The organism is Pelosinus propionicus DSM 13327, from assembly GCF_900114615.1.
GTDB lineage: Bacteria > Bacillota > Negativicutes > DSM-13327 > DSM-13327 > Pelosinus > Pelosinus propionicus.
The window spans coordinates 45,664-64,048 of record NZ_FOTS01000025.1 but is presented as its reverse complement, the minus strand read 5'-3'; the positions used below and the strand labels follow the sequence as shown (position 1 = coordinate 64,048).

The following is an 18,385-nucleotide window of genomic DNA, read 5'->3' as shown; positions in this document are numbered from 1 at the left end:
GAATACTATGCTTGGCATAACTATTGCAGGAATTAAAATGAAAACGCCTGTTATGACCGCCTCAGGAACTTTTGGCTTTGGGTTAGAATATAAGGATTTTGTAGACTTAAATAAAATTGGTGCAGTTGTTGTAAAGGGAACAACTCTACTGCCAAGGCATGGTAATCAGGGGCGGAGAATTGCTGAGACTCCTGCTGGTATGCTAAATTCTATCGGTTTGGAAAATCCAGGCGTGAATGAATTTTTATCCGGGATATTGCCGCACTTAAATGCGTATGATGTACCAATTATCGTCAACATTTCAGGGAATACAGTTGAAGAATATGGTGAATTGGCAGCTCTTCTTAATGCATCTGGTGTTGATGGTCTGGAGCTTAATATTTCTTGCCCTAACGTAAAAGAGGGAGGGATCGCTTTTGGTACCAACTGTGATAGTGCCTCAGCGGTGGTAAGACAAGTTAAAAAAAATACGGATTTGCCAGTGATCGTAAAACTATCTCCAAATGTAACTGATATTGTTGCTATGGCCCAGTCTGTAGAAGATGCTGGAGCCGATGCCATATCGCTTATTAATACTTTATTGGGCATGTCCATTGATATTCATAAATGGCGCCCTGTACTTGGAAATGTAGTAGGAGGATTATCTGGTCCGGCAGTTAAGCCAATCGCAGTACGTATGGTGTGGCAAGTTGCACAGTCAGTAAAGGTGCCAGTGATTGGTATGGGTGGCATTGTAACAGCAGAGGATGCTGTTGAATTCATGCTGGCAGGAGCGACTGCTGTGGCGGTGGGAACAGCAAACTTTATCAATCCTTGCGCTGCTCAGACTGTGGCAGAGGGGATAGAGAGTTATATAAGACAGCGAGGTTTATCTCACGTACGTGAACTGGTAGGTAAAGTAAATATATAAGCATTGGAAGTGAATGAATGAGCAGTGATCAGCGTTTGATAGTTGCCTTAGATGTGCATAGTATGGAATCGGTCCGGCAGCTTGTGGGTCAGTTGGGGGATAGTGTTAGTTATTATAAAGTTGGTATGGAACTTTTTTATAGTGTAGGAAGTCAAGTCATTACCTATCTGCGCCAGCAGAATAAAGACATATTCTTAGATTTGAAGCTGCATGATATACCAAATACAGTAGGACAAGGATTGGCGACTTTAACGCAGTTAGGGGCAACAATGCTTAACGTTCATGCTGCGGGCGGATTTTCTATGATGCAGGCGGCAGCTATAGCGGTAAAAAATAAGGCCATTGAGATACAGGCGCGGCGTCCCAAATTGATTGCAGTGACAGTTTTAACGAGTATGAATGAGAATGAATGGTCAGGTATTGGGTATAATGTTGATTTGTCCCAGCAGGTAATTCATTTATCAAAATTAGCGCAAAAAGCAGGAATGGATGGAGTGGTAGCCTCTCCTCAAGAAGCCGCACAAATTCAGAAAGCATGTGGCAGTGAGTTTATTGTTGTAACGCCTGGCATAAGACCTAATGGTGCAGCAATTAACGATCAAAGTCGCATTGCCACGCCTGCAGGGGCTTTAAAAAATGGTGCGCATCATTTGGTGATTGGTAGACCGATTACTGCTGCGGCAAATCCGAGACAAGCTGTAAAAGACATTTTACGAGAAATGAGGGATTTAGCATGAAAGAAGAAGACGTAAAGCAGTTATTCCTTGATACGGGGGCTATTTTAGAAGGCCATTTTCTATTAACTTCGGGATTACATAGCCCACAATATGTAGAAAAATTTCAAGTTTTACAATATCCAGAGCATACAGCTAAATTATGTAAGACACTGGCAGCACGATTTGTCCACGATAAGGTCGAATTAGTAATTGGTCCTGTTACTGGTGGAATTTTATTGGCTCATGAAGTGGGGAAACACTTAGGAACTCGTGCGATTTTTACCGAAAGGGAAAATGGAAAAATGACTTTGCGGCGGGGATTTGTCATTCAGCCTGGAGAACGAGTATTAATTGTTGAAGATATTATTACAACAGGAGGATCGGTACAAGAAGTTCTTGATGTTGTTAGAGAACATGGTGGAATTCCTGTTGGAGTGGGTATATTAGTAGATCGCAGCGGCGGAAAAGTTGATTTTGGTGTACCTCATCAAGCTTTGTTGCACTTGGATGTAAAAACCTATCAATCTGAAGATTGTCCATTGTGCTCTCAAAATATTCCAATGACAAAACGTGGCAGCCGAAAATTATAAATAAGTAGTACATTATAATAATTGAACCATAAAAGAAATTAACATAATTCGTTAAAAACTTCTTGTATTTATGATAAAGTTATGTTATTATTATTAAGTCGGCGAATGATGCGGCAATGTGGCCCAGTAGTTTAGCGGTTAGAATGCCGCCCTGTCACGGCGGAGGTCGTCGGTTCAAATCCGATCTGGGTCGCCATTATTATGCGGGAATAGCTCAGCGGTAGAGCATCGCCTTGCCAAGGCGAGGGTCGCGAGTTCGAATCTCGTTTCCCGCTCCATAGGGGTATAGCTCAATTGGTAGAGTAGCGGTCTCCAAAACCGTTGGTTGAGGGTTCAAGTCCTTCTGCCCCTGCCAGAAATTTGCAAACGACACGATATTTATCGTGTCGTTTTTAAGTTTATTTAAATTTTCTAAATAGGATACCTTGTGTTGTTATGATAGTCGGTAATATAAACGTCCTGGAAGATTCTTAGTCATCCTTTCAGTTTGAAAAAGAAGTAAGCTGATAGAGGCTTAGTGAAAAATAGTGTAGAAATGTTCGGAATCAATAAATTTTTTTATGAAAAAGCAACTTACTAATTTAGTAGTTGCTTTTTTCTTCTGTGGAAGAGTTAGCTTTGCTATTTGTTACTTCATCTCTTAGGATCTGCCAAATGGATTGGAATAATTGATTATATTGCAGTGAAGTACGTATTTCTGATATCTTTCGAGGGCGGGGGAGGTCATTGGTGATAATTGTCTTAATCATACCTGGATTGGCGCTCATCACCATGATCCGATCTCCTAAACATAAGGCTTCATCGATACTGTGGGTGATAAAAACAGTCGTCTTCCTTGCTTCTTCCCAGATCCTCAATAATTCATGCTGCAGGAGGATACGATTTTGCTCATCTAGTGCGCCGAAGGGTTCATCCATTAATAGGATTTCAGGATCGTTAGCAAAAGCGCGAGCTACACTGACTCGCTGTTTCATACCTCCAGATAATTGAGAGGGATAGGCGTGAGTGAATTTACTGAGGCCAATCATTTCAATATAATGATTAGCTATTTCATACCGTTCCTTTTTGGGGATATTGCGCATGCGTAATCCGTATGAAACATTATCGATCACTGTCATCCAGGGGAAAATGGATTGTTCTTGAAAAACCATAGAGTTGATCGGACGGTCTACATTGGTTGTCTTGAGGCTGATGGTGCCTCCTGAAGAACTATCCAAGCCTGCTAGTATGCGAAGTAGCGTTGTTTTACCACAACCGCTAGGGCCTACAATGCAGAAAAATTCTCCTTCGCCGATGGATAATGAAATATCTTGTAAGGCTGTGATTTCGCCAGAAGTTGTATGGAAGATTTTACTGAGATTTGTAACTGAGATGCTTTCTTTCTCATAGGCCATTTTATGCATCTCCTTTTTAGACTTGTTTTTTCCATGGTAGAACCCAATTTTCTAATGCATCGAGGAGTAAGGAAAATAAATAACCTAAAAAAGATAGTGTGATGAGTGCTATAAACATCTGCTCGATGGCAAACATGTCATAGGCACGCCATATCATCCAGCCGACTCCAGCTTTTGCGGCAGAAAGTTCGGCTGCTACAATTAGAATTAAAGCCATGCCCATACCTAGTTTTAACCCTGCAAAGATCATAGGGAGAGCGCCGGGAAGAGCAACGGTGAGATAAAAGTTTTTGCGATTTGCGCCAAAATTTTGTGCGACGTCCAAGTAAATTTTATCAATGCTTAATACTCCGGCCATGGTATTGATTACAACTAAATAAAAAACACCAATTGCAATTGTGAAAATTTTAGAAGTTTCCCCCAGCCCAAAAACTAATAAAATGAGAGGCATTAGCGCTAGCTTAGGAATCGGGTATGTGGCAGCAATCATTGGTTCAAAAGCTGAACGGATTAAAGGAGATAAGCCCATGCCAATGCCCAACACGATGCCGGGGGCAGAACCAGCAAGAAAACCCCATAATACGCGTTGAACACTTACGGCAGTGTTATACAATAACTCACCAGACAAGAGCAGCGGAATGAAAGCATGTAGTATTAGGCTAGGGCTGGATAGTAGACGGGTATCAATAATATGAACACGAGCCATGACTTCCCAAAGAATGAGAATGCTCAATGGGGATAATATGGACAGTATTCGAATGAGTAACGAAGAATAATCTTGTTTTATCATGCAATCATCTCCAAGCGCTAAGGTTTATATTATTGATATGTTCCTAAGGTTTTTACTGCAAAATCGACATATTGATTATCTACGGCATCTTCATACTTTATATCTGATTTTAATAAGTGATTTTCTTTATACCAATCCAAATCCAAGAGAATGCCTTTTGTGCGAACATATCCATTCGGATTTAAACCTGTGGGAAACATTTTTTCATATAAAGCAGGGTCTTTAATTACAGAGTATTTACAGAGAATATCAATGATCTGAGATCTATTTTTATTTTTTACAAAACCATCGTTATAGTCTCTTAACGACTGTATGTAAGCAGTCATAAAACGGTTAGCTACAGCTGGGTTTTTTGTCATACTTGTTCCATAGACTAACAAGGCTGTTTGGGCATCAGGATCATAATCCACAGGGTCTTTCCATGGATCAGTCAAATCTTTGTTTATGCTAAGAGTGACAAAAGGTTCGATGATCATAGCTGCATCAATGCTTTTATTACCGAAGGATACCAGCATATCAGGAAAAGAACGGATTATCTGAATATCGACATCATTCGTAGTTAATGCTCCTTTTTGTAGGACTCTAGATAAAGCGATTTCATCAAGAGAGGCCGTACCAACAATGGCGATCTTTTTATTTCGTAAATCTTTATAATCTTTTATTGTATCTGTTAGATCTTTACGGATTACGAGACGATAATAACCTTGCCCGGGAAGGTTGATGCCTTTATCTGCAACGATTTTTATAGGAATATCACGAGACATGGCGTTAAATAACCCTGAAGATGTAACAGTAGCGCCTACATCTAATTGTCCAGCCGCTAATTGGTTGATCATTTCCTGACCAGTGTTGAATTGTACCGGTTCGATTTTAATGCCTAGATCTTTGTAATAGTTCTTAGCCGTGCCAATCAGTATACCTGCATCGGATACAACTTGTTTCATGCCTACTTTGACAACTGTTTCTTGAGGCAATGGTGACACTTCAGGTGCCCAAGCAGGACCTTTGCTTACCGTATCATGTGTAGTCGGATTTTGGCTGCAGGCAGTCATGAAGAGTACCAGTAATAGTATTGTTATGATTTTTATGCTGCGTTTCATGGATTCCCCTCCTAATCGATTTGATTGAGTTATGACATGATATTCATTTTTATTATATTTGGTGATAACGCAGCAGGTTTTTAAGTATGAATACAGAATAAGTAAGAGTAGTCCAGAGTGAAAGGTATTGTTGTATATGGAAAAAATCATAGCAGAAGTAGATGAATGGGAATTATTGAAGAAATTACCAAAGGAGTTTGGCAAATTTACACTATTAATTGAGTTGGAGAAACGTGATACACAGTATTGCATATTTACGTATCAAAATAAAGTAGAACATAAAAGTTTTACCGTTTTATACGATCAAGCGACAAAAGAATATTTTGCTCGTGTAGTGATTGGTTTAATCGAGTATTTTGATGTGAATTTTATTGTTGGTGACATACAACAACTAGAAAAAATATTAATTCAGCGGCTCAAAGGCGTCTTAAATCAATTAAGTTTTTTCACAAAAGAAAATATTGAGAGCATCGTGCATGAAAAAAAAATAATGGATTGGTCGTTTGAAGAAGAATATCCTCAAAATTTGCTCGGTTTTGAGTTATTTATAAAACCAGATGAGCCTGTAAAAGTGATTAATGGCTCCTATATTATTGTTGATTACAGTGATTTTAACTTTAATAGCAATTTAACTATTTACTACAATGTATTTAGAGATGAATTTTTTGGAGAAACACGCATAAAGGGAACTCCAATTATATTAGCTCTTTTTGATACAAAAGATTTGACAGAATTACAAAAGCTTGTTGCAAGTCACTTGAGAACAGAATTGGAAAAGATAAGAATGCAATTAAATTGAAATGGAATTATGTAAAGAAAATTAAAGAGATGCAAGTTGTTAATTGTAGGAGGTTTGAATTTAAGTGGCAAGAATATTAGTCTGTGATGATTCTGCTTTTATGCGCATGATGCTGAAAAAAGTATTGATTGACAATGGTCATGAGATAGTTGGTGAAGCTGGGGATGGCATGGAAGCAGTGCAACTTTATCGACATCATAAACCGGATCTAATAACAATGGATATTACCATGCCTAAAATGGATGGAATAGAAGCAGTCAAACATATTTTTGAAGAAAACCCTTTGGTTAGAATTGTAATGGTTACTGCGCTAGGGCAAAGATCAATTATTACGGATGCAATTAATGCTGGTGCATCAGATTTCATAGTAAAGCCTTTTGATAATATTCAAGTGATTGAAACCATTAAAAAAGTTTTAGGGCAATAAGAAAATCTAATTTACGAAAGTACTTGACAATAAAAGGTTATATGCTATAATAATATCTGTGGCTAAGGACTGCAGCTGGTAAAAAAATGAATCCATTGGGTTCACGAAAAAAACAGTTGACATGTCGGTTGCAATGTAGTATAATAGACATTGTGACTATGCAGTGGCCCAGTAGTTTAGCGGTTAGAATGCCGCCCTGTCACGGCGGAGGTCGTCGGTTCAAATCCGATCTGGGTCGCCATTCAATTTTAAATGCCTCGGTAGCTCAGTCGGTAGAGCAGAGGACTGAAAATCCTCGTGTCGACAGTTCGATTCTGTCCTGAGGCACCATTTTAAATGCGGGAATAGCTCAGCGGTAGAGCATCGCCTTGCCAAGGCGAGGGTCGCGAGTTCGAATCTCGTTTCCCGCTCCATTAAAGGCGGCATAGCCAAGTGGTAAGGCAGAGGTCTGCAAAACCTTTATCCCCAGTTCAAATCTGGGTGCCGCCTCCAATCAAAGTTTAATACACTGCCTAAACAGTTTGGCATAACTGACTTATGCCGGGGTGGCGGAACTGGCAGACGCAACGGACTTAAAATCCGTCGGAGAGAAATCTCCGTACCGGTTCGATTCCGGTCCTCGGCACCACGTAAATTGAAGCTTCGTATATATACGAAGCTTTTTTGTTTTATGTGAAGATAATAGTATCGTATTTTAACATCATTTAAAAAGGAAAGAATTCGTAATATACGAAGAAATATATAGAATTTTAAAGAAAATGATGATGTATCGCTCTAATGGAGTGTAGTATTAATCGAATAGAGGCTAGATCTATTTTAAATAATTTAAAAAATGTGGTATAATGTTACAATATATAAAATAGAGGAGGTGTCCTATTTCCCCAATGGATGAGGGATAATAGGGATATTTATTGGACCCTGCGTCTATAATGTTTAATACAATTTTGGTTTTAGGTTTGGTTATGTTAAATGGATTCTTTGTTGCCGCAGAATTTGCCATGGTTAAGGTTCGGAGCACTCGAATCGAAACGTTGGTTTCAGAAGGAAATGTAAGAGCGAAATTTGCGCAACGTTTAACCAAAAATCTGGATGCCTATTTGTCAGCATGTCAGCTAGGGATTACCTTAGCTTCTCTTGGATTGGGTTGGGTAGGTGAACCGGCAGTTGCCAGCATTATTGCTCCACTGCTTTTGGTATTTGGTTTATCGCAAGAAATCATTGCAACTATTTCTTTTGTGATTGCCTTTTCTGTAATTACTTCTCTGCACATTATCTTGGGCGAATTGGCACCTAAATCAATGGCAATTCAAAAAGCAGAGCAAGTGACTATGTGGGCGGCTCCCCCTTTAATTGCCTTTTATAAGATCATGTATCCTTTTATTTGGTTTATGAATGGAACGGCGAATCAGTTTTTGAAATTATTAGGTGTTGAGCCTGCAACTGATAGTGAATCTGCCCATACAGAAGGAGAAATACGTATTCTTATGGAGGAGAGTCACAGACAAGGTTTTATAAATCAGACAGAATTAACCCTAATGGATAATATATTCGACTTTGCGGAAAGACATGCTCGTGAGGTAATGATTCCACGAACAGATATGGTATGTTTGGACATTAAAAAGTCTTATAAGGATAACCTGGAGGTCGCAATACAAGAAGGAAAAACGCGATATCCTGTATGTGATTCCAATAAAGATAATATAATTGGCTTTATTCATATTAAAGATCTTTTATCGCCACTTGCATTAACCGCTAAGCCTGATTTGGAAAGCATTACGAGAAATGTGCTGGCTGTACCTGAATCGATGCAGATTAGTTCTGTTTTAAAACTTCTGCAGAAAAATAAGGCGCAGATAGCAATTGCTATAGACGAATACGGTGGTACTGCGGGACTTGTCACAGTAAAAGATATTCTAGAAGAAATTGTAGGGGAAATGCATGACGAGTTTGACGATGAACGTCCGTTAATTGAAAGTCATGAAAAAGATGCTCATTTAGTAGATGGACGTATCTTGATAGAGGAATTTAATGACTTTTTTGACTTACAGCTTCCAACAGAGGATGTGGATACTCTTGGTGGCTGGATTTGCGCAAGAACGGAGTTACCTCTTGAGGTAAATCGAAAAATTTCTTATGAAGGATATGACTTTATTATTACAGAGGCTGACGTTATGCGTGTAAATAGAGTTCTGATTCAAAAAGTATCATGAAATTGAAAACTCTTGCACAATCTGCGAGAGTTTTTACTTTTTATATAAGTGTTTAGTTGTTGTTAAAGTCAAATGGTCTACTGGAAGGCATTGCCCTTTAAAAGAAGTTAAGGTTCATAATAGGATTCGAATTACCTAATCATACTATATAGTACATAGTAGCAGCTAGAAGTAATAGAATGTTGGGAGCAGATTAATATGGAAAACATTACAGAATGGTTAAAAGAGAACCTCGTTACGATTTATAACGAAAATCCGTATATCAAATTATTGGATATTTCTATTGGACATGTGGAAGAAGGCAAGGTAGAACTTCATATGCCTGTGCTTGCTGGTAAACATACAAATTTGTATAACATCGCTCATGGTGGTGCTTTAGCTTCTTTGGGTGATTCAGCTATGGGAATTGCATGTGCTACCACCGGGAAGAAAGTAGTGACTCTTGAAATGAATATGAATTTTATTAAAGGGGCAGTAGCTCAATCTGCTATAAAAGCCATAGGAAAAGTCATTCATAATGGGAAAACTACAATGGTAGCGGAAAGTGAGATCATAGATAGCCAAAATCAAATTCTGGCAAAAACACGAGGTACATTTTTTGTTATTGGGATGTTTGAAGATAATCAAGACTAAATCATAAGCGCCTGTCCACATTGTGGCAGGCGCTTTATAATAAATAATTATGTAGTTGGAAGATCGCGAATACTGATATTACTACCTGATTGATAGCTATTTTTTAGTTCTTCGTCTAAAGCAACATAAAGATTGTCCAAATTTTCCCCTAACGGAGAGATCACTCCACTGATATAAATCGTTGTTGAAAGATTATTGTAACCAGGCACGGTTAATTCTTGCAATACGTTTTTTATTTTTGAGGCCCAATTTAGCATAAGGAATTTTTTATCAAAATTAGTTAAGACGAAAAATAGACTGCTATCCCATCGGCATATGATATTGTTGGGGTGTTGCTTATTGTCAAATAGATTTTTTGCAATTGCCTTTAATGTCATGTCTCCTGCTAATGTCCCATGAATGTCATTAATTTGTTTCAGATTATCGAGTTTAACAAAAAACAGACCTAACGTATTATTATTTTGAATTTCTGTAGATGTCAATAAACTTTTTAGTTTACTGTCGAGATATTCTTTGTTAGGGAGTCCAGTTAGAGTGTCGATAAATGCTTTGCGAGCTAAGTCTTTTACTTGATTCATGTTTTCAATAAAAATAGTTTTAGTAAAGGCTATTAATGTGACATTGTTTAAACCTTCGTCGTTTAATAAGGGAATCAAGCGAATTGATATTGGAATTAAAGAGTTATCTTTATGGCGTAGGTAAACTGCCTTTTCAGAAAGGATAGGATTTGATAAACAAAAGGGCTCTTTTTTATTAGAATCTTCTTGAAGAATGTCATCGCTGTACTTATGTCCTACGATCTCGGTTGCAATGTGACCGCTTATCTTTTCCGCTGAGTGGTTAGCGAATAAAATAGTACCTTCTTTATCAACTAAATAGATTCCATCAAATAAATAGTCTAAAAATGCCAAGTTTTTAATCATATCCATGAATACGTCCTCCTAGTATTTCAGCGAAAAAATTTTCAAATTCTCTTTACAAGAACGAATGTTTGCTTTAGTATAAAAATACAAACGAATGTTCGTAATTGTTTGAAAAAATTATATAAAACGATGCAGCATAATTTATAATACATGATGAAATAGGTGATTATTTTCAATTGGGTAATACATATTATTATAGGACTTTTTTTTAGTCTAGAATTCGCGATACGGCCTATGGATATTTTATTTATAGTGATTGGCAGTATATTGCCGGATATTGATCATCACAAATCGATGCTTGGCAGATTAAATATTTTTGTAGGCTTTATGAGTCATAGGGGATTTTGTCATACCTTGCTAGGGGGTGCTGTTTTATCAGTTCCTTTTTTATGCATAAAAGGGGCTGCGCCTTATGTATTTTTAGGATGTATCTCACATTTGTTTGGAGATGCCCTGCAATCGACATTTAGTTCAAAAATATTTAAGATTAGAGGCTGGTAATTTAAATAAATTTTTATTGTGGAAATAGGATATTATAAATAAGTAAGATTCCAAGAGATAATCCAGAGAGAAGAAATAAACTTGCCTTTTTAGTTTGGGAGATTTTAAAATTATAAATTGCTACCCAAATGAGAGTAACAGATAGCAAAATGCCACCTAATATGGAAGAGTAATAAATTAAAGTTTCCAAATTAAACATCCTTTCTAGCACTATAATATCTTGGACATATAGTATATTTTCTCATTTTACTCTGCTAGCGTCAATCTTTTAATCCATTTGGCATATAGTAGTGACGTGGAATCTTGAATCGTGTTCTAGAAAACCCCATTTGCAGGACGTTGTTCCTATGATAGCGAATAAGATAATAAGAATGAAATTTTTTGAAAAGAGGTAATGGAATGGATTTAATAAAAGGCAGTTTATATCATGGTTTTCGTTTGGAAGAAGAAGAAAAAATTGATGAAATAAGTTCGCTTGCCAGAAAATTTTATCATGAAAAAAGTGGCGCGCGATTGTTATATTTGCAAAATGATGATGATAATAAAGTATTTTCTGTTACGTTTCGCACACCTCCGGAAGATAGTACAGGTGTTGCTCATATTGTTGAGCATTCTGTATTGTGCGGCTCCCGTAAATTTCCCATGAAGGAGCCTTTTGTTGAATTAGTAAAAGGTTCCTTGAATACTTATCTAAATGCCATGACATTTCCTGATAAGACAATGTATCCAGTAGCAAGTCGCAATAGTAAGGATTTTCGTAATTTAATGGACGTATATTTGGATGCAGTATTTTATCCCAATATATATAATGCTCCAGAAACGCTAATGCAGGAAGGCTGGCATTATGAATTGGAGAATCCATTGGATGAAATTACTTATAAAGGAGTAGTATATAATGAAATGAAGGGGGTTTTTTCTTCAGCAGATGCAATATTGGAAAAGAAAAATTTTGAATCTTTATTCCCTGATACTGCATATGGTGTAGAATCAGGTGGTGATCCTGAGTTTATTCCCGATTTAACCCAAGAGAAATTTATAAATTTTCATAAGAAATACTACCATCCTTCCAATGGATATATCTTCTTATATGGAGATTTAGACATACTTGATAATTTAAAGTTCTTGGATGAGTCATATTTAAGTAATTTTGAAAAAATTGAAGTGAATTCTCAAATTGCTTTACAGCCTGTATTTAAACAAAAAGTGGAAAATGTTTTTGAATATTCAATTGCCCCTAGTGAGAATATAGAAGATAAAACGTTTTTAAGTAGAAATTTCGTATTAGGGAAAGCGACTAATTCAGAGATTTGTCTAGCTTTTCAAATATTAGAGTACCTACTTCTTGAAACGCCGGCTGCACCTTTACGAAATGCTTTGATTGAAGCAGAAATTGGTAAAGATGTGGTAGGGACTTTTGTGAAAAGTATACTACAGCCTACTTTTGGGGTTGTTATTACGGGTTCTAATGAAAGTGAAAAAGAAAAATTTATTCAAGTTGTAGATGAAGAACTTAAAAGACTGGTCCGAGTGGGTATTGACAAAGAATTAATTGAAGCATGTATTAACATTTTTGAATTTACGTTACGAGAAGCAAATTATGGGACTCGGCCTAGAGGACTTGTCTATAATATTAAATGCATGGATAGCTGGTTGTATGATGCAAGCCCTTTTATTCATTTAGGGTATGAGGATGACTTAGTAAAAATAAAAGCTGCATTAAAAAACAATTACTTTGAACAGTTGATCGAGAAGTACCTGCTCAACAATAATCATCAAGCTTTGGTAATCTTAAAACCAAAGCATGGTCTAGCAGAAGAAAAAGATGAAGAACTACGTAAATACTTAGCTGAATATAAAGCATCTTTATCTGATGCTGAAATTAATGAGTTAGTTGAACAAACAAAGCGCTTAAAGACATTACAAGAAACAGCAGATTCACCAGAAGCCTTAGCGACCATTCCTCTACTCACTCGGCAAGATATCGAAGTAAAATCAGAAGAATTAATAGTAATAGAGAAAGAAGAATTAGGAGTGCCTGTTTTACTGCATCCACTTCGTACCAATGCTATTGCCTACGTGAATATGTATTTTGATACATGTCTAGTACCTCAAGAATATTTACCGTATATGTACTTATTATCAGAGATATTAGGAAAGATTTCTACTCAGCAATATGAATACTCAGCGCTATCCAATGAAGTAAACAAGAATACAGGGGGGATTGTTTTTGATGTAGCAGTTTTCACAGAAAATGCGAATGATTCAAAATACTTACCGAAATTTATAGTTAAAGGCAAATCCTTGGTGGAAAAGCTGCCTCAATTATTAAACTTAACTGAGCAGATCATTGCTCATAGCCGCTTTGACAATAGTAAAAGAATGAAGGAATTGATTCAAGAAATAAAATCCAATTGGGATATGAATTTGTTCCGACGTGGGCAGCAGCTGGCGACAAATCGTGTATTATCCTATTTTTCTCCTATTGCGCAATATAATGAGGTAGGGATGTTAGCCTTTTATGATTTTGTAGCTGCACTAGAAAAAGATTTTGCGGCAAAGTCAGAAGAAGTTTATAAGAATCTTGAAATCGTAGCTGGCTTTATCTTTAATAAAGAAAACTTACTGGTAAGCGTAACTGTTGAAGATGAAAACTATAGTGAATTTCAAAAAGCTTTTTCTGAGTTTCACTCTTGTTTAGCTTCAACAACAGAAAAGCCTGCTGTGTATCATTTTGAAAATAGTCATTGCAATGAAGGGCTTATGACGTCTGGAAAAGTGCAGTATGTAGTTAAAGGAGCAAATTTCCGTAAGTTGGGATATCCCTATCATGGGAGCTTGAAAGTATTAGAAACGATTTTGCGTTATGACTACCTGTGGACACGTGTGCGCGTTCAAGGAGGAGCGTATGGGGGTTTTGCAAGGTTAGAACGTAATGGAAATATGGTACTAGGCTCTTATCGAGATCCTAATTTAAAAGAGACATTAACTGTATATGATGAAACTGCAAATTATTTGCGTAATTTTTCTGTTGATCAAAGAGAGATGACTAAGTATGTGATTGGTACCATGAGCCAGCTCGATACACCTTTAACGCCATCGCAAAAAGGAGAGAGAGCAGCTAATAATTATATTCGAAATATTTCTCAGGCTATGATTCAACAAGAACGAGATGAAATCTTAGCGACAGAGCAAAGTGATATTTCTAAGCTGGCTGATTTGATGGAAGATGCCATGAAACAAAATTACCTGTGTGTTTTAGGAAATGAACAGAAAATCAAAGATAATGGGAATTTATTTCAGCATATAGTGAATATCTTAAAATAAGTCAGTGATAGAAGAATAGAAAGAGATGGTATAGGGAAAGCCGTAAAAAAATAAGAGGGTGGTTTTGCCACCCTCTTATTTTTACTTCTTATTTTCTTTCTTATCTTTAGGACAAATTTCTTTAGCGAATTCTGTAGAAGCCTTTTGTGATTTGTTTTTGTTTTCTTTGCAAGTTTCATTTTGACGTTTTTCCATAATATCACCTCCCCGCCTATAGCTTACCCAAGAAGTACGTTTAGAAAACGGGTTCCTAAAATATTTTTCCCTGATTCGGATTTTATATGATTGTTCTAAAGGAAAAAATAAATAATTGGAGGATTTATTTTGTCAACAGTGATGATAATATTCATTTTTTGTAGTATTGGAATTATTATTTTTCTGCTCATTGCAATATTATTCCGAATTGGAAAAAATCAGCATCAAGAGTTTGCCGCTCAACTGATAAGCATAGAAAAAGGGATTGAAAGGGTAGAGAGAATTGTAAATGATGAGATGGCTAAGAATCGAGGCGAAAATAATCTTGTCGCCAGAGCTTTGCGAGAGGAAGTAGCAAATACACTTAGTAATTTAAATGAATCAATCTTAAAAAGAATGAATGAAAATACGACATTGCAATTAACGCAATTAGAAACATTTTCTCAGCAATTACAGGGACTGACTCAAATGAATGAACAAAAGTTAGAGCGTATGCGTGAAACGGTAGAAAAACAATTGCACGTACTTCGTGAAGAGAATGGCAGCAAACTTGAAGAGATGAGACAAACGGTAGATGAGAAATTAAATCAGACCTTGGAAAAGCGTTTAGGCGAGAGTTTTAAGCTGGTTAGTGAAAGGTTAGAAATGGTACATAGAGGGCTAGGTGAAATGCAGACTCTGGCCTCAGGTGTTGGTGATCTAAAAAGAGTATTATCCAATGTCAAAACCCGAGGTATATGGGGCGAAATACAATTGGAGAATTTATTAGAGCAAATTCTAACTATTGAACAGTATGCTAAAAACGTTGCAACGAAGCCAGGAAGCAATGATAGAGTTGAATTTGCCATTAAGCTTCCTGGCCGCGATACCCAAGCAAGCATTGTCTGGCTGCCAATAGATGCGAAATTTCCGCAAGAAGATTATCAGCGTTTATTAGAGGCACAAGAGCAAGCCAACGCTATTTTAGCGGAAGAAGCAGCCAAGGCTTTAGAAAATCGAATTAAAAATGAAGCAAAAGAGATTGCAACTAAATATGTCTGTGTTCCTCATACTACAGAGTTTGCGATTTTATTTCTGCCAATTGAAGGATTATATGCTGAAGTGCTGCGGCGCCCAGGACTTTGTGATACCATTATGCGAAATTACAAGGTAATGATTGCAGGCCCTACGACCTTATCAGCGTTGCTTAATAGCTTGCAAATGGGCTTTAGGACCCTGGCAGTTGAAAAACGCAGCTCGGAAGTTTGGTCGTTGCTTAGTATTGTAAAAACTGAATTTGGCAAATTTGGTGATTTATTAGATAAGACTCATAAAAAACTGCAGGAGGCAAGTAACTCTATTGATGTAGCTGCACGAAAGTCCCGCAATATAGAAAGGAAGCTAAAAAATGTACAAGAACTTCCTCAAGAGGAAGCGTTAAATATATTAGATGCAACAGATATTGCAGAAATAGCAGCAACTCAAGAAAAAGAATAATATAGGTATGAATACGCCCAAAAATCGGCAGATAGATGCTGGTTTTTGGGCGTTGATTTATGCATATTTTATATGAATCATTCAGTACATGCCGAATTTTAGGCATATATTGGTTCGAGTAAGAATAGAAACAGAGAAAATTAGCGGAGTGGAGGGCTATTTTAGGTTGGAACGTAATTTGCATAGTAGTCTGTTAGAGAAACAATACCTTATCCTATCAATTGAGTTGGAGGTGAGTTCAAGAGTCATCTGAAATTCTTAAAAAGAGGATTATATTTCAAAAAATAGAATATATTGGAGGGTGTTTATTATGGCAAGAATCGGTTGTCCCTATGGTACTCATCGAGTAATGGAGCCTCAAGGTGTTTTGCCTCAGCCAGCATGGAAAATTGATAATACTATGGAAATCTATGATAATGAGTTACTAATAGAAGTTGATACCTTAAATATTGATGCAGCAAGTTTTACGCAGATCAAAAAAGCTGTAGAGAACGATAGTGGTGCTATGGAAAGGATGATGCTTGATATCGTAGAAAAGCGGGGAAAACATCACAATCCCATTACTGGCTCTGGTGGAATGTTAATGGGAACGGTAAGTAGAATTGGACCTGCATGGACAGGTCAGCTGCCTGTAAAGGTAGGAGACCGAATTGCTACATTGGTTTCATTATCATTAACTCCATTAAAAATTCGGAAGATTAAAAAAATTCATGTTGAAAAAGAACAGGTTGAAGTTGATGCTCAAGCTATTTTATTCAGCAGCGGTATTTATGCAGTTTTGCCTTTAGATATGTCACCATCCTTAGCTTTGGCGGTCTTGGATGTAGCAGGTGCACCAGCACAAACTGCTCATTTAGTAAGACCTGGGCAAAATGTACTCATTATTGGCGGCGGTGGTAAATCTGGTATGCTTTGTTTGTATGAGGCGAAAAAGAGAGCAGGAGTAACAGGTAAAGTGATTGGCTTAGGTTCAGGTAAAGGAAGTTGTGATAGAATGCGACAGCTAGGTTATGCCGATGAAGTACTGCAAGTAGATGCTACAGATCCGCTGCAAGTAATGAAAGCTGTATCTAAGGTTACAAACGGACAGATGGTAGATGTCACAATCAATTGCGTTAATATACCTAATACTGAAATGGCCTCAATTATGGCTACAAAAGATAAAGGAACTGTATATTTCTTTAGCATGGCGACCAGCTTTACCGGTGCTGCTCTTGGGGCTGAAGGAATAGGCAAAGATGTAACTATGTTAGTGGGGAATGGCTATTGCCGGAATCATGCAATCGTTGCCTTGGAAACTCTTCGAGAAAGCCCAATTTTATGGAAAATATTTCATGACCTTTATGCTTGAAGATGATGCTGAATTGGAATGAAATTTCAGTGACAACTCCTAAAGCTTTAACGATTATTGGCATGGCAAAAAACGTAGGTAAAACGGTAACTTTAAATTATATACAAAAAGTCTTACATTCACAAGGCATAGCCTTAGGACTGACATCAATTGGAAGAGATGGAGAAAGCTTTGATGCTCTGACTCATTTAGCGAAACCTTCGATTGTTGTGCAGCCCCAAACAATAGTGGCTACTGCCGAAAAAGTTAGTATAGACCCAAATCGATGGGATTATCTTCAGAAAACAGATATTTGGACCCCTTTAGGTAATGTGCTTATTTTGAAAGCAAAGTTTGTGAATCAGGTAGTTTTGGCAGGGCCAAGCAGAAATGAAGATGTAAGGCAATTATTGCAATGTTTAACTCGCTGGGGAACAAGGTGTACATTGGTTGATGGGGCTTTTGATCGGCAAAGTTCTGCTGATCCCTTGATTAGTGGCCAAATTGTTTTAGCCACTGGAGCGACTCTAAGTCGTGATATAGAGGAATTACTTCGTATTACGGCATGTCGCGTAGAACAGTTAACGATACCAAACTGCAATAAAGATTATGCTAAACGATATAACCAATCAAGTGCTAAGGTATTGGTAAATCGTCATAGCCAGTGGCAGGAATATTTCGTAAAAACATCTCTTTTAAGTAGTGCAGAGTGGCTAACAGTACTAAAAGACGATTGCACGGCTCTTATCATTAGAGGAGCGGTGGGAGATGGGATAGCTCAGGCCTTGCTAAAAAAACAACAGATCCCTACCGTAGTGGTTCAAGATGGTAGTAAGATTTTTATTACTGTTGATTTATGGCGTCAGCTAAAAGCTCGTAATATACAGATTCAGGCCTTACAGCCAATTTCTTTATTAGGGGTAACGATAAATCCAGTATATCCAGGTGGAAAAGGGATTGATCCTGGTGTTTTGCTTCAGAAGATGGGTGCTGCATTAGCACCTATACCTGTAATGGATGTGGTACAAGAAATAAAGTTTTGATTACTCAGTATTGGGGGGAGTAGA

The 18,385-nt window shown here is 37.3% G+C and carries 16 protein-coding genes and 8 tRNA genes; 20 read left to right on the top strand and 4 right to left on the bottom strand.

Annotation, left to right across the window (positions count from 1 at the left end):
• Window positions 1–7 precede the first annotated feature (7 nt).
• The 6 genes from BMZ99_RS14310 to BMZ99_RS14285 all read left to right on the top strand — a co-directional run bounded on the left by BMZ99_RS14310 (window position 8) and on the right by BMZ99_RS14285 (window position 2,571).
• A complete protein-coding gene (locus BMZ99_RS14310) occupies window positions 8–910 on the top strand; it encodes a dihydroorotate dehydrogenase (protein ID WP_407670194.1) in 903 nt (300 codons plus the stop codon).
• A 17-nt stretch (window positions 911–927) separates the two neighbouring features.
• Window positions 928–1,647, top strand: coding sequence for an orotidine-5'-phosphate decarboxylase (gene pyrF / locus BMZ99_RS14305; RefSeq protein ID WP_090938514.1), 720 nt, complete (start codon window positions 928–930; stop codon window positions 1,645–1,647).
• A complete protein-coding gene (gene pyrE / locus BMZ99_RS14300; protein WP_090938511.1) occupies window positions 1,644–2,216 on the top strand; it encodes an orotate phosphoribosyltransferase in 573 nt (190 codons plus the stop codon). Before pyrF ends, pyrE begins: the two co-directional genes overlap by 4 nt.
• Window positions 2,217–2,336: 120 nt before the next feature.
• A tRNA-Asp gene (locus BMZ99_RS14295) sits at window positions 2,337–2,412 on the top strand.
• Between the two features lie 7 nt (window positions 2,413–2,419).
• Window positions 2,420–2,494, top strand: a tRNA-Gly gene (locus BMZ99_RS14290).
• Between the two features lies 1 nt (window position 2,495).
• Window positions 2,496–2,571, top strand: a tRNA-Trp gene (locus tag BMZ99_RS14285).
• A gap of 226 nt (window positions 2,572–2,797) precedes the next feature.
• On the opposite strand, the gene BMZ99_RS14280 is transcribed toward BMZ99_RS14285, so the two are convergent.
• The 3 genes from BMZ99_RS14280 to BMZ99_RS14270 are packed head-to-tail and all read right to left on the bottom strand — an operon-like array spanning window position 2,798 to window position 5,500.
• Window positions 2,798–3,610 carry an ABC transporter ATP-binding protein gene (locus BMZ99_RS14280; protein ID WP_090938508.1) on the bottom strand — a complete coding sequence of 271 codons (813 nt, stop codon included), beginning with the start codon at window positions 3,608–3,610 and terminating at the stop codon, window positions 2,798–2,800.
• A gap of 16 nt (window positions 3,611–3,626) precedes the next feature.
• The gene (locus BMZ99_RS14275) at window positions 3,627–4,400 is read right to left on the bottom strand and encodes an ABC transporter permease (RefSeq protein WP_090938505.1); all 774 of its coding nucleotides are present in this window, start codon (window positions 4,398–4,400) and stop codon (window positions 3,627–3,629) included.
• A 29-nt stretch (window positions 4,401–4,429) separates the two neighbouring features.
• Complete coding sequence (locus BMZ99_RS14270; RefSeq protein WP_090938502.1) at window positions 4,430–5,500, bottom strand: ABC transporter substrate-binding protein; 1,071 nt, start codon at window positions 5,498–5,500, stop codon at window positions 4,430–4,432.
• 136 nt (window positions 5,501–5,636) lie between these two features.
• On the opposite strand from BMZ99_RS14270, the gene BMZ99_RS14265 reads away from it, so the two are divergent.
• The 9 genes from BMZ99_RS14265 to BMZ99_RS14225 all read left to right on the top strand — a co-directional run bounded on the left by BMZ99_RS14265 (window position 5,637) and on the right by BMZ99_RS14225 (window position 9,569).
• Window positions 5,637–6,299 carry a hypothetical protein gene (locus BMZ99_RS14265; protein ID WP_090938500.1) on the top strand — a complete coding sequence of 221 codons (663 nt, stop codon included), beginning with the start codon at window positions 5,637–5,639 and terminating at the stop codon, window positions 6,297–6,299.
• Window positions 6,300–6,363: 64 nt separating this feature from the next.
• Window positions 6,364–6,726 (top strand): response regulator, encoded by a 363-nt coding sequence (locus tag BMZ99_RS14260; RefSeq protein ID WP_007935366.1) that lies wholly within the window; start codon window positions 6,364–6,366, stop codon window positions 6,724–6,726.
• Window positions 6,727–6,891: 165 nt separating this feature from the next.
• Window positions 6,892–6,967: transfer RNA gene (locus BMZ99_RS14255), tRNA-Asp, on the top strand.
• Window positions 6,968–6,980: 13 nt separating this feature from the next.
• Window positions 6,981–7,056 (top strand) — tRNA-Phe (locus tag BMZ99_RS14250).
• A gap of 8 nt (window positions 7,057–7,064) precedes the next feature.
• Window positions 7,065–7,139 (top strand) — tRNA-Gly (locus tag BMZ99_RS14245).
• Between the two features lie 5 nt (window positions 7,140–7,144).
• Window positions 7,145–7,218, top strand: a tRNA-Cys gene (locus BMZ99_RS14240).
• 47 nt (window positions 7,219–7,265) lie between these two features.
• Window positions 7,266–7,354: transfer RNA gene (locus BMZ99_RS14235), tRNA-Leu, on the top strand.
• A gap of 301 nt (window positions 7,355–7,655) precedes the next feature.
• Entirely contained in the window at window positions 7,656–8,936 is a 1,281-nt protein-coding gene (locus BMZ99_RS14230; RefSeq protein ID WP_090938546.1) for a hemolysin family protein, read from the top strand.
• 198 nt (window positions 8,937–9,134) lie between these two features.
• Complete coding sequence (locus BMZ99_RS14225; protein WP_090938497.1) at window positions 9,135–9,569, top strand: PaaI family thioesterase; 435 nt, start codon at window positions 9,135–9,137, stop codon at window positions 9,567–9,569.
• A 47-nt stretch (window positions 9,570–9,616) separates the two neighbouring features.
• Here BMZ99_RS14225 and BMZ99_RS14220 read toward each other — a convergent pair whose 3' ends face one another.
• Complete coding sequence (locus BMZ99_RS14220; protein ID WP_090938494.1) at window positions 9,617–10,498, bottom strand: sensor domain-containing diguanylate cyclase; 882 nt, start codon at window positions 10,496–10,498, stop codon at window positions 9,617–9,619.
• A gap of 156 nt (window positions 10,499–10,654) precedes the next feature.
• Between BMZ99_RS14220 and BMZ99_RS14215 the strand changes: the two genes are divergently transcribed.
• From BMZ99_RS14215 to kamB, 5 genes are all read left to right on the top strand, one after another.
• Window positions 10,655–10,993, top strand: coding sequence for a metal-dependent hydrolase (locus tag BMZ99_RS14215; RefSeq protein ID WP_281246808.1), 339 nt, complete (start codon window positions 10,655–10,657; stop codon window positions 10,991–10,993).
• Window positions 10,994–11,392: 399 nt separating this feature from the next.
• Window positions 11,393–14,317 (top strand): insulinase family protein, encoded by a 2,925-nt coding sequence (locus BMZ99_RS14210; RefSeq protein WP_090938490.1) that lies wholly within the window; start codon window positions 11,393–11,395, stop codon window positions 14,315–14,317.
• Window positions 14,318–14,641: 324 nt separating this feature from the next.
• Window positions 14,642–15,988 (top strand): DNA recombination protein RmuC, encoded by a 1,347-nt coding sequence (gene rmuC, locus BMZ99_RS14205; RefSeq protein ID WP_090938487.1) that lies wholly within the window; start codon window positions 14,642–14,644, stop codon window positions 15,986–15,988.
• Between the two features lie 310 nt (window positions 15,989–16,298).
• A complete protein-coding gene (kdd, locus tag BMZ99_RS14200) occupies window positions 16,299–17,339 on the top strand; it encodes an L-erythro-3,5-diaminohexanoate dehydrogenase (RefSeq protein WP_090938485.1) in 1,041 nt (346 codons plus the stop codon).
• A gap of 2 nt (window positions 17,340–17,341) precedes the next feature.
• The gene (gene kamB / locus BMZ99_RS14195; RefSeq protein WP_245754976.1) at window positions 17,342–18,361 is read left to right on the top strand and encodes a lysine 5,6-aminomutase reactivase subunit KamB; all 1,020 of its coding nucleotides are present in this window, start codon (window positions 17,342–17,344) and stop codon (window positions 18,359–18,361) included.
• Window positions 18,362–18,385 lie beyond the last annotated feature (24 nt).

Coding starts and splice junctions, on each gene's coding strand:
- BMZ99_RS14310 (WP_407670194.1), top strand. CDS start 8: ATGCTTGGCATAACTATTGCAGGAATTAAAATGAAAACGCCTGTTATG.
- pyrF (WP_090938514.1), top strand. CDS start 928: ATGAGCAGTGATCAGCGTTTGATAGTTGCCTTAGATGTGCATAGTATG.
- pyrE (WP_090938511.1), top strand. CDS start 1,644: ATGAAAGAAGAAGACGTAAAGCAGTTATTCCTTGATACGGGGGCTATT.
- BMZ99_RS14280 (WP_090938508.1), bottom strand. CDS start 3,610: ATGGCCTATGAGAAAGAAAGCATCTCAGTTACAAATCTCAGTAAAATC.
- BMZ99_RS14275 (WP_090938505.1), bottom strand. CDS start 4,400: ATGATAAAACAAGATTATTCTTCGTTACTCATTCGAATACTGTCCATA.
- BMZ99_RS14270 (WP_090938502.1), bottom strand. CDS start 5,500: ATGAAACGCAGCATAAAAATCATAACAATACTATTACTGGTACTCTTC.
- BMZ99_RS14265 (WP_090938500.1), top strand. CDS start 5,637: ATGGAAAAAATCATAGCAGAAGTAGATGAATGGGAATTATTGAAGAAA.
- BMZ99_RS14230 (WP_090938546.1), top strand. CDS start 7,656: ATGTTTAATACAATTTTGGTTTTAGGTTTGGTTATGTTAAATGGATTC.
- BMZ99_RS14225 (WP_090938497.1), top strand. CDS start 9,135: ATGGAAAACATTACAGAATGGTTAAAAGAGAACCTCGTTACGATTTAT.
- BMZ99_RS14220 (WP_090938494.1), bottom strand. CDS start 10,498: ATGGATATGATTAAAAACTTGGCATTTTTAGACTATTTATTTGATGGA.
- BMZ99_RS14210 (WP_090938490.1), top strand. CDS start 11,393: ATGGATTTAATAAAAGGCAGTTTATATCATGGTTTTCGTTTGGAAGAA.
- kdd (WP_090938485.1), top strand. CDS start 16,299: ATGGCAAGAATCGGTTGTCCCTATGGTACTCATCGAGTAATGGAGCCT.
- kamB (WP_245754976.1), top strand. CDS start 17,342: ATGATGCTGAATTGGAATGAAATTTCAGTGACAACTCCTAAAGCTTTA.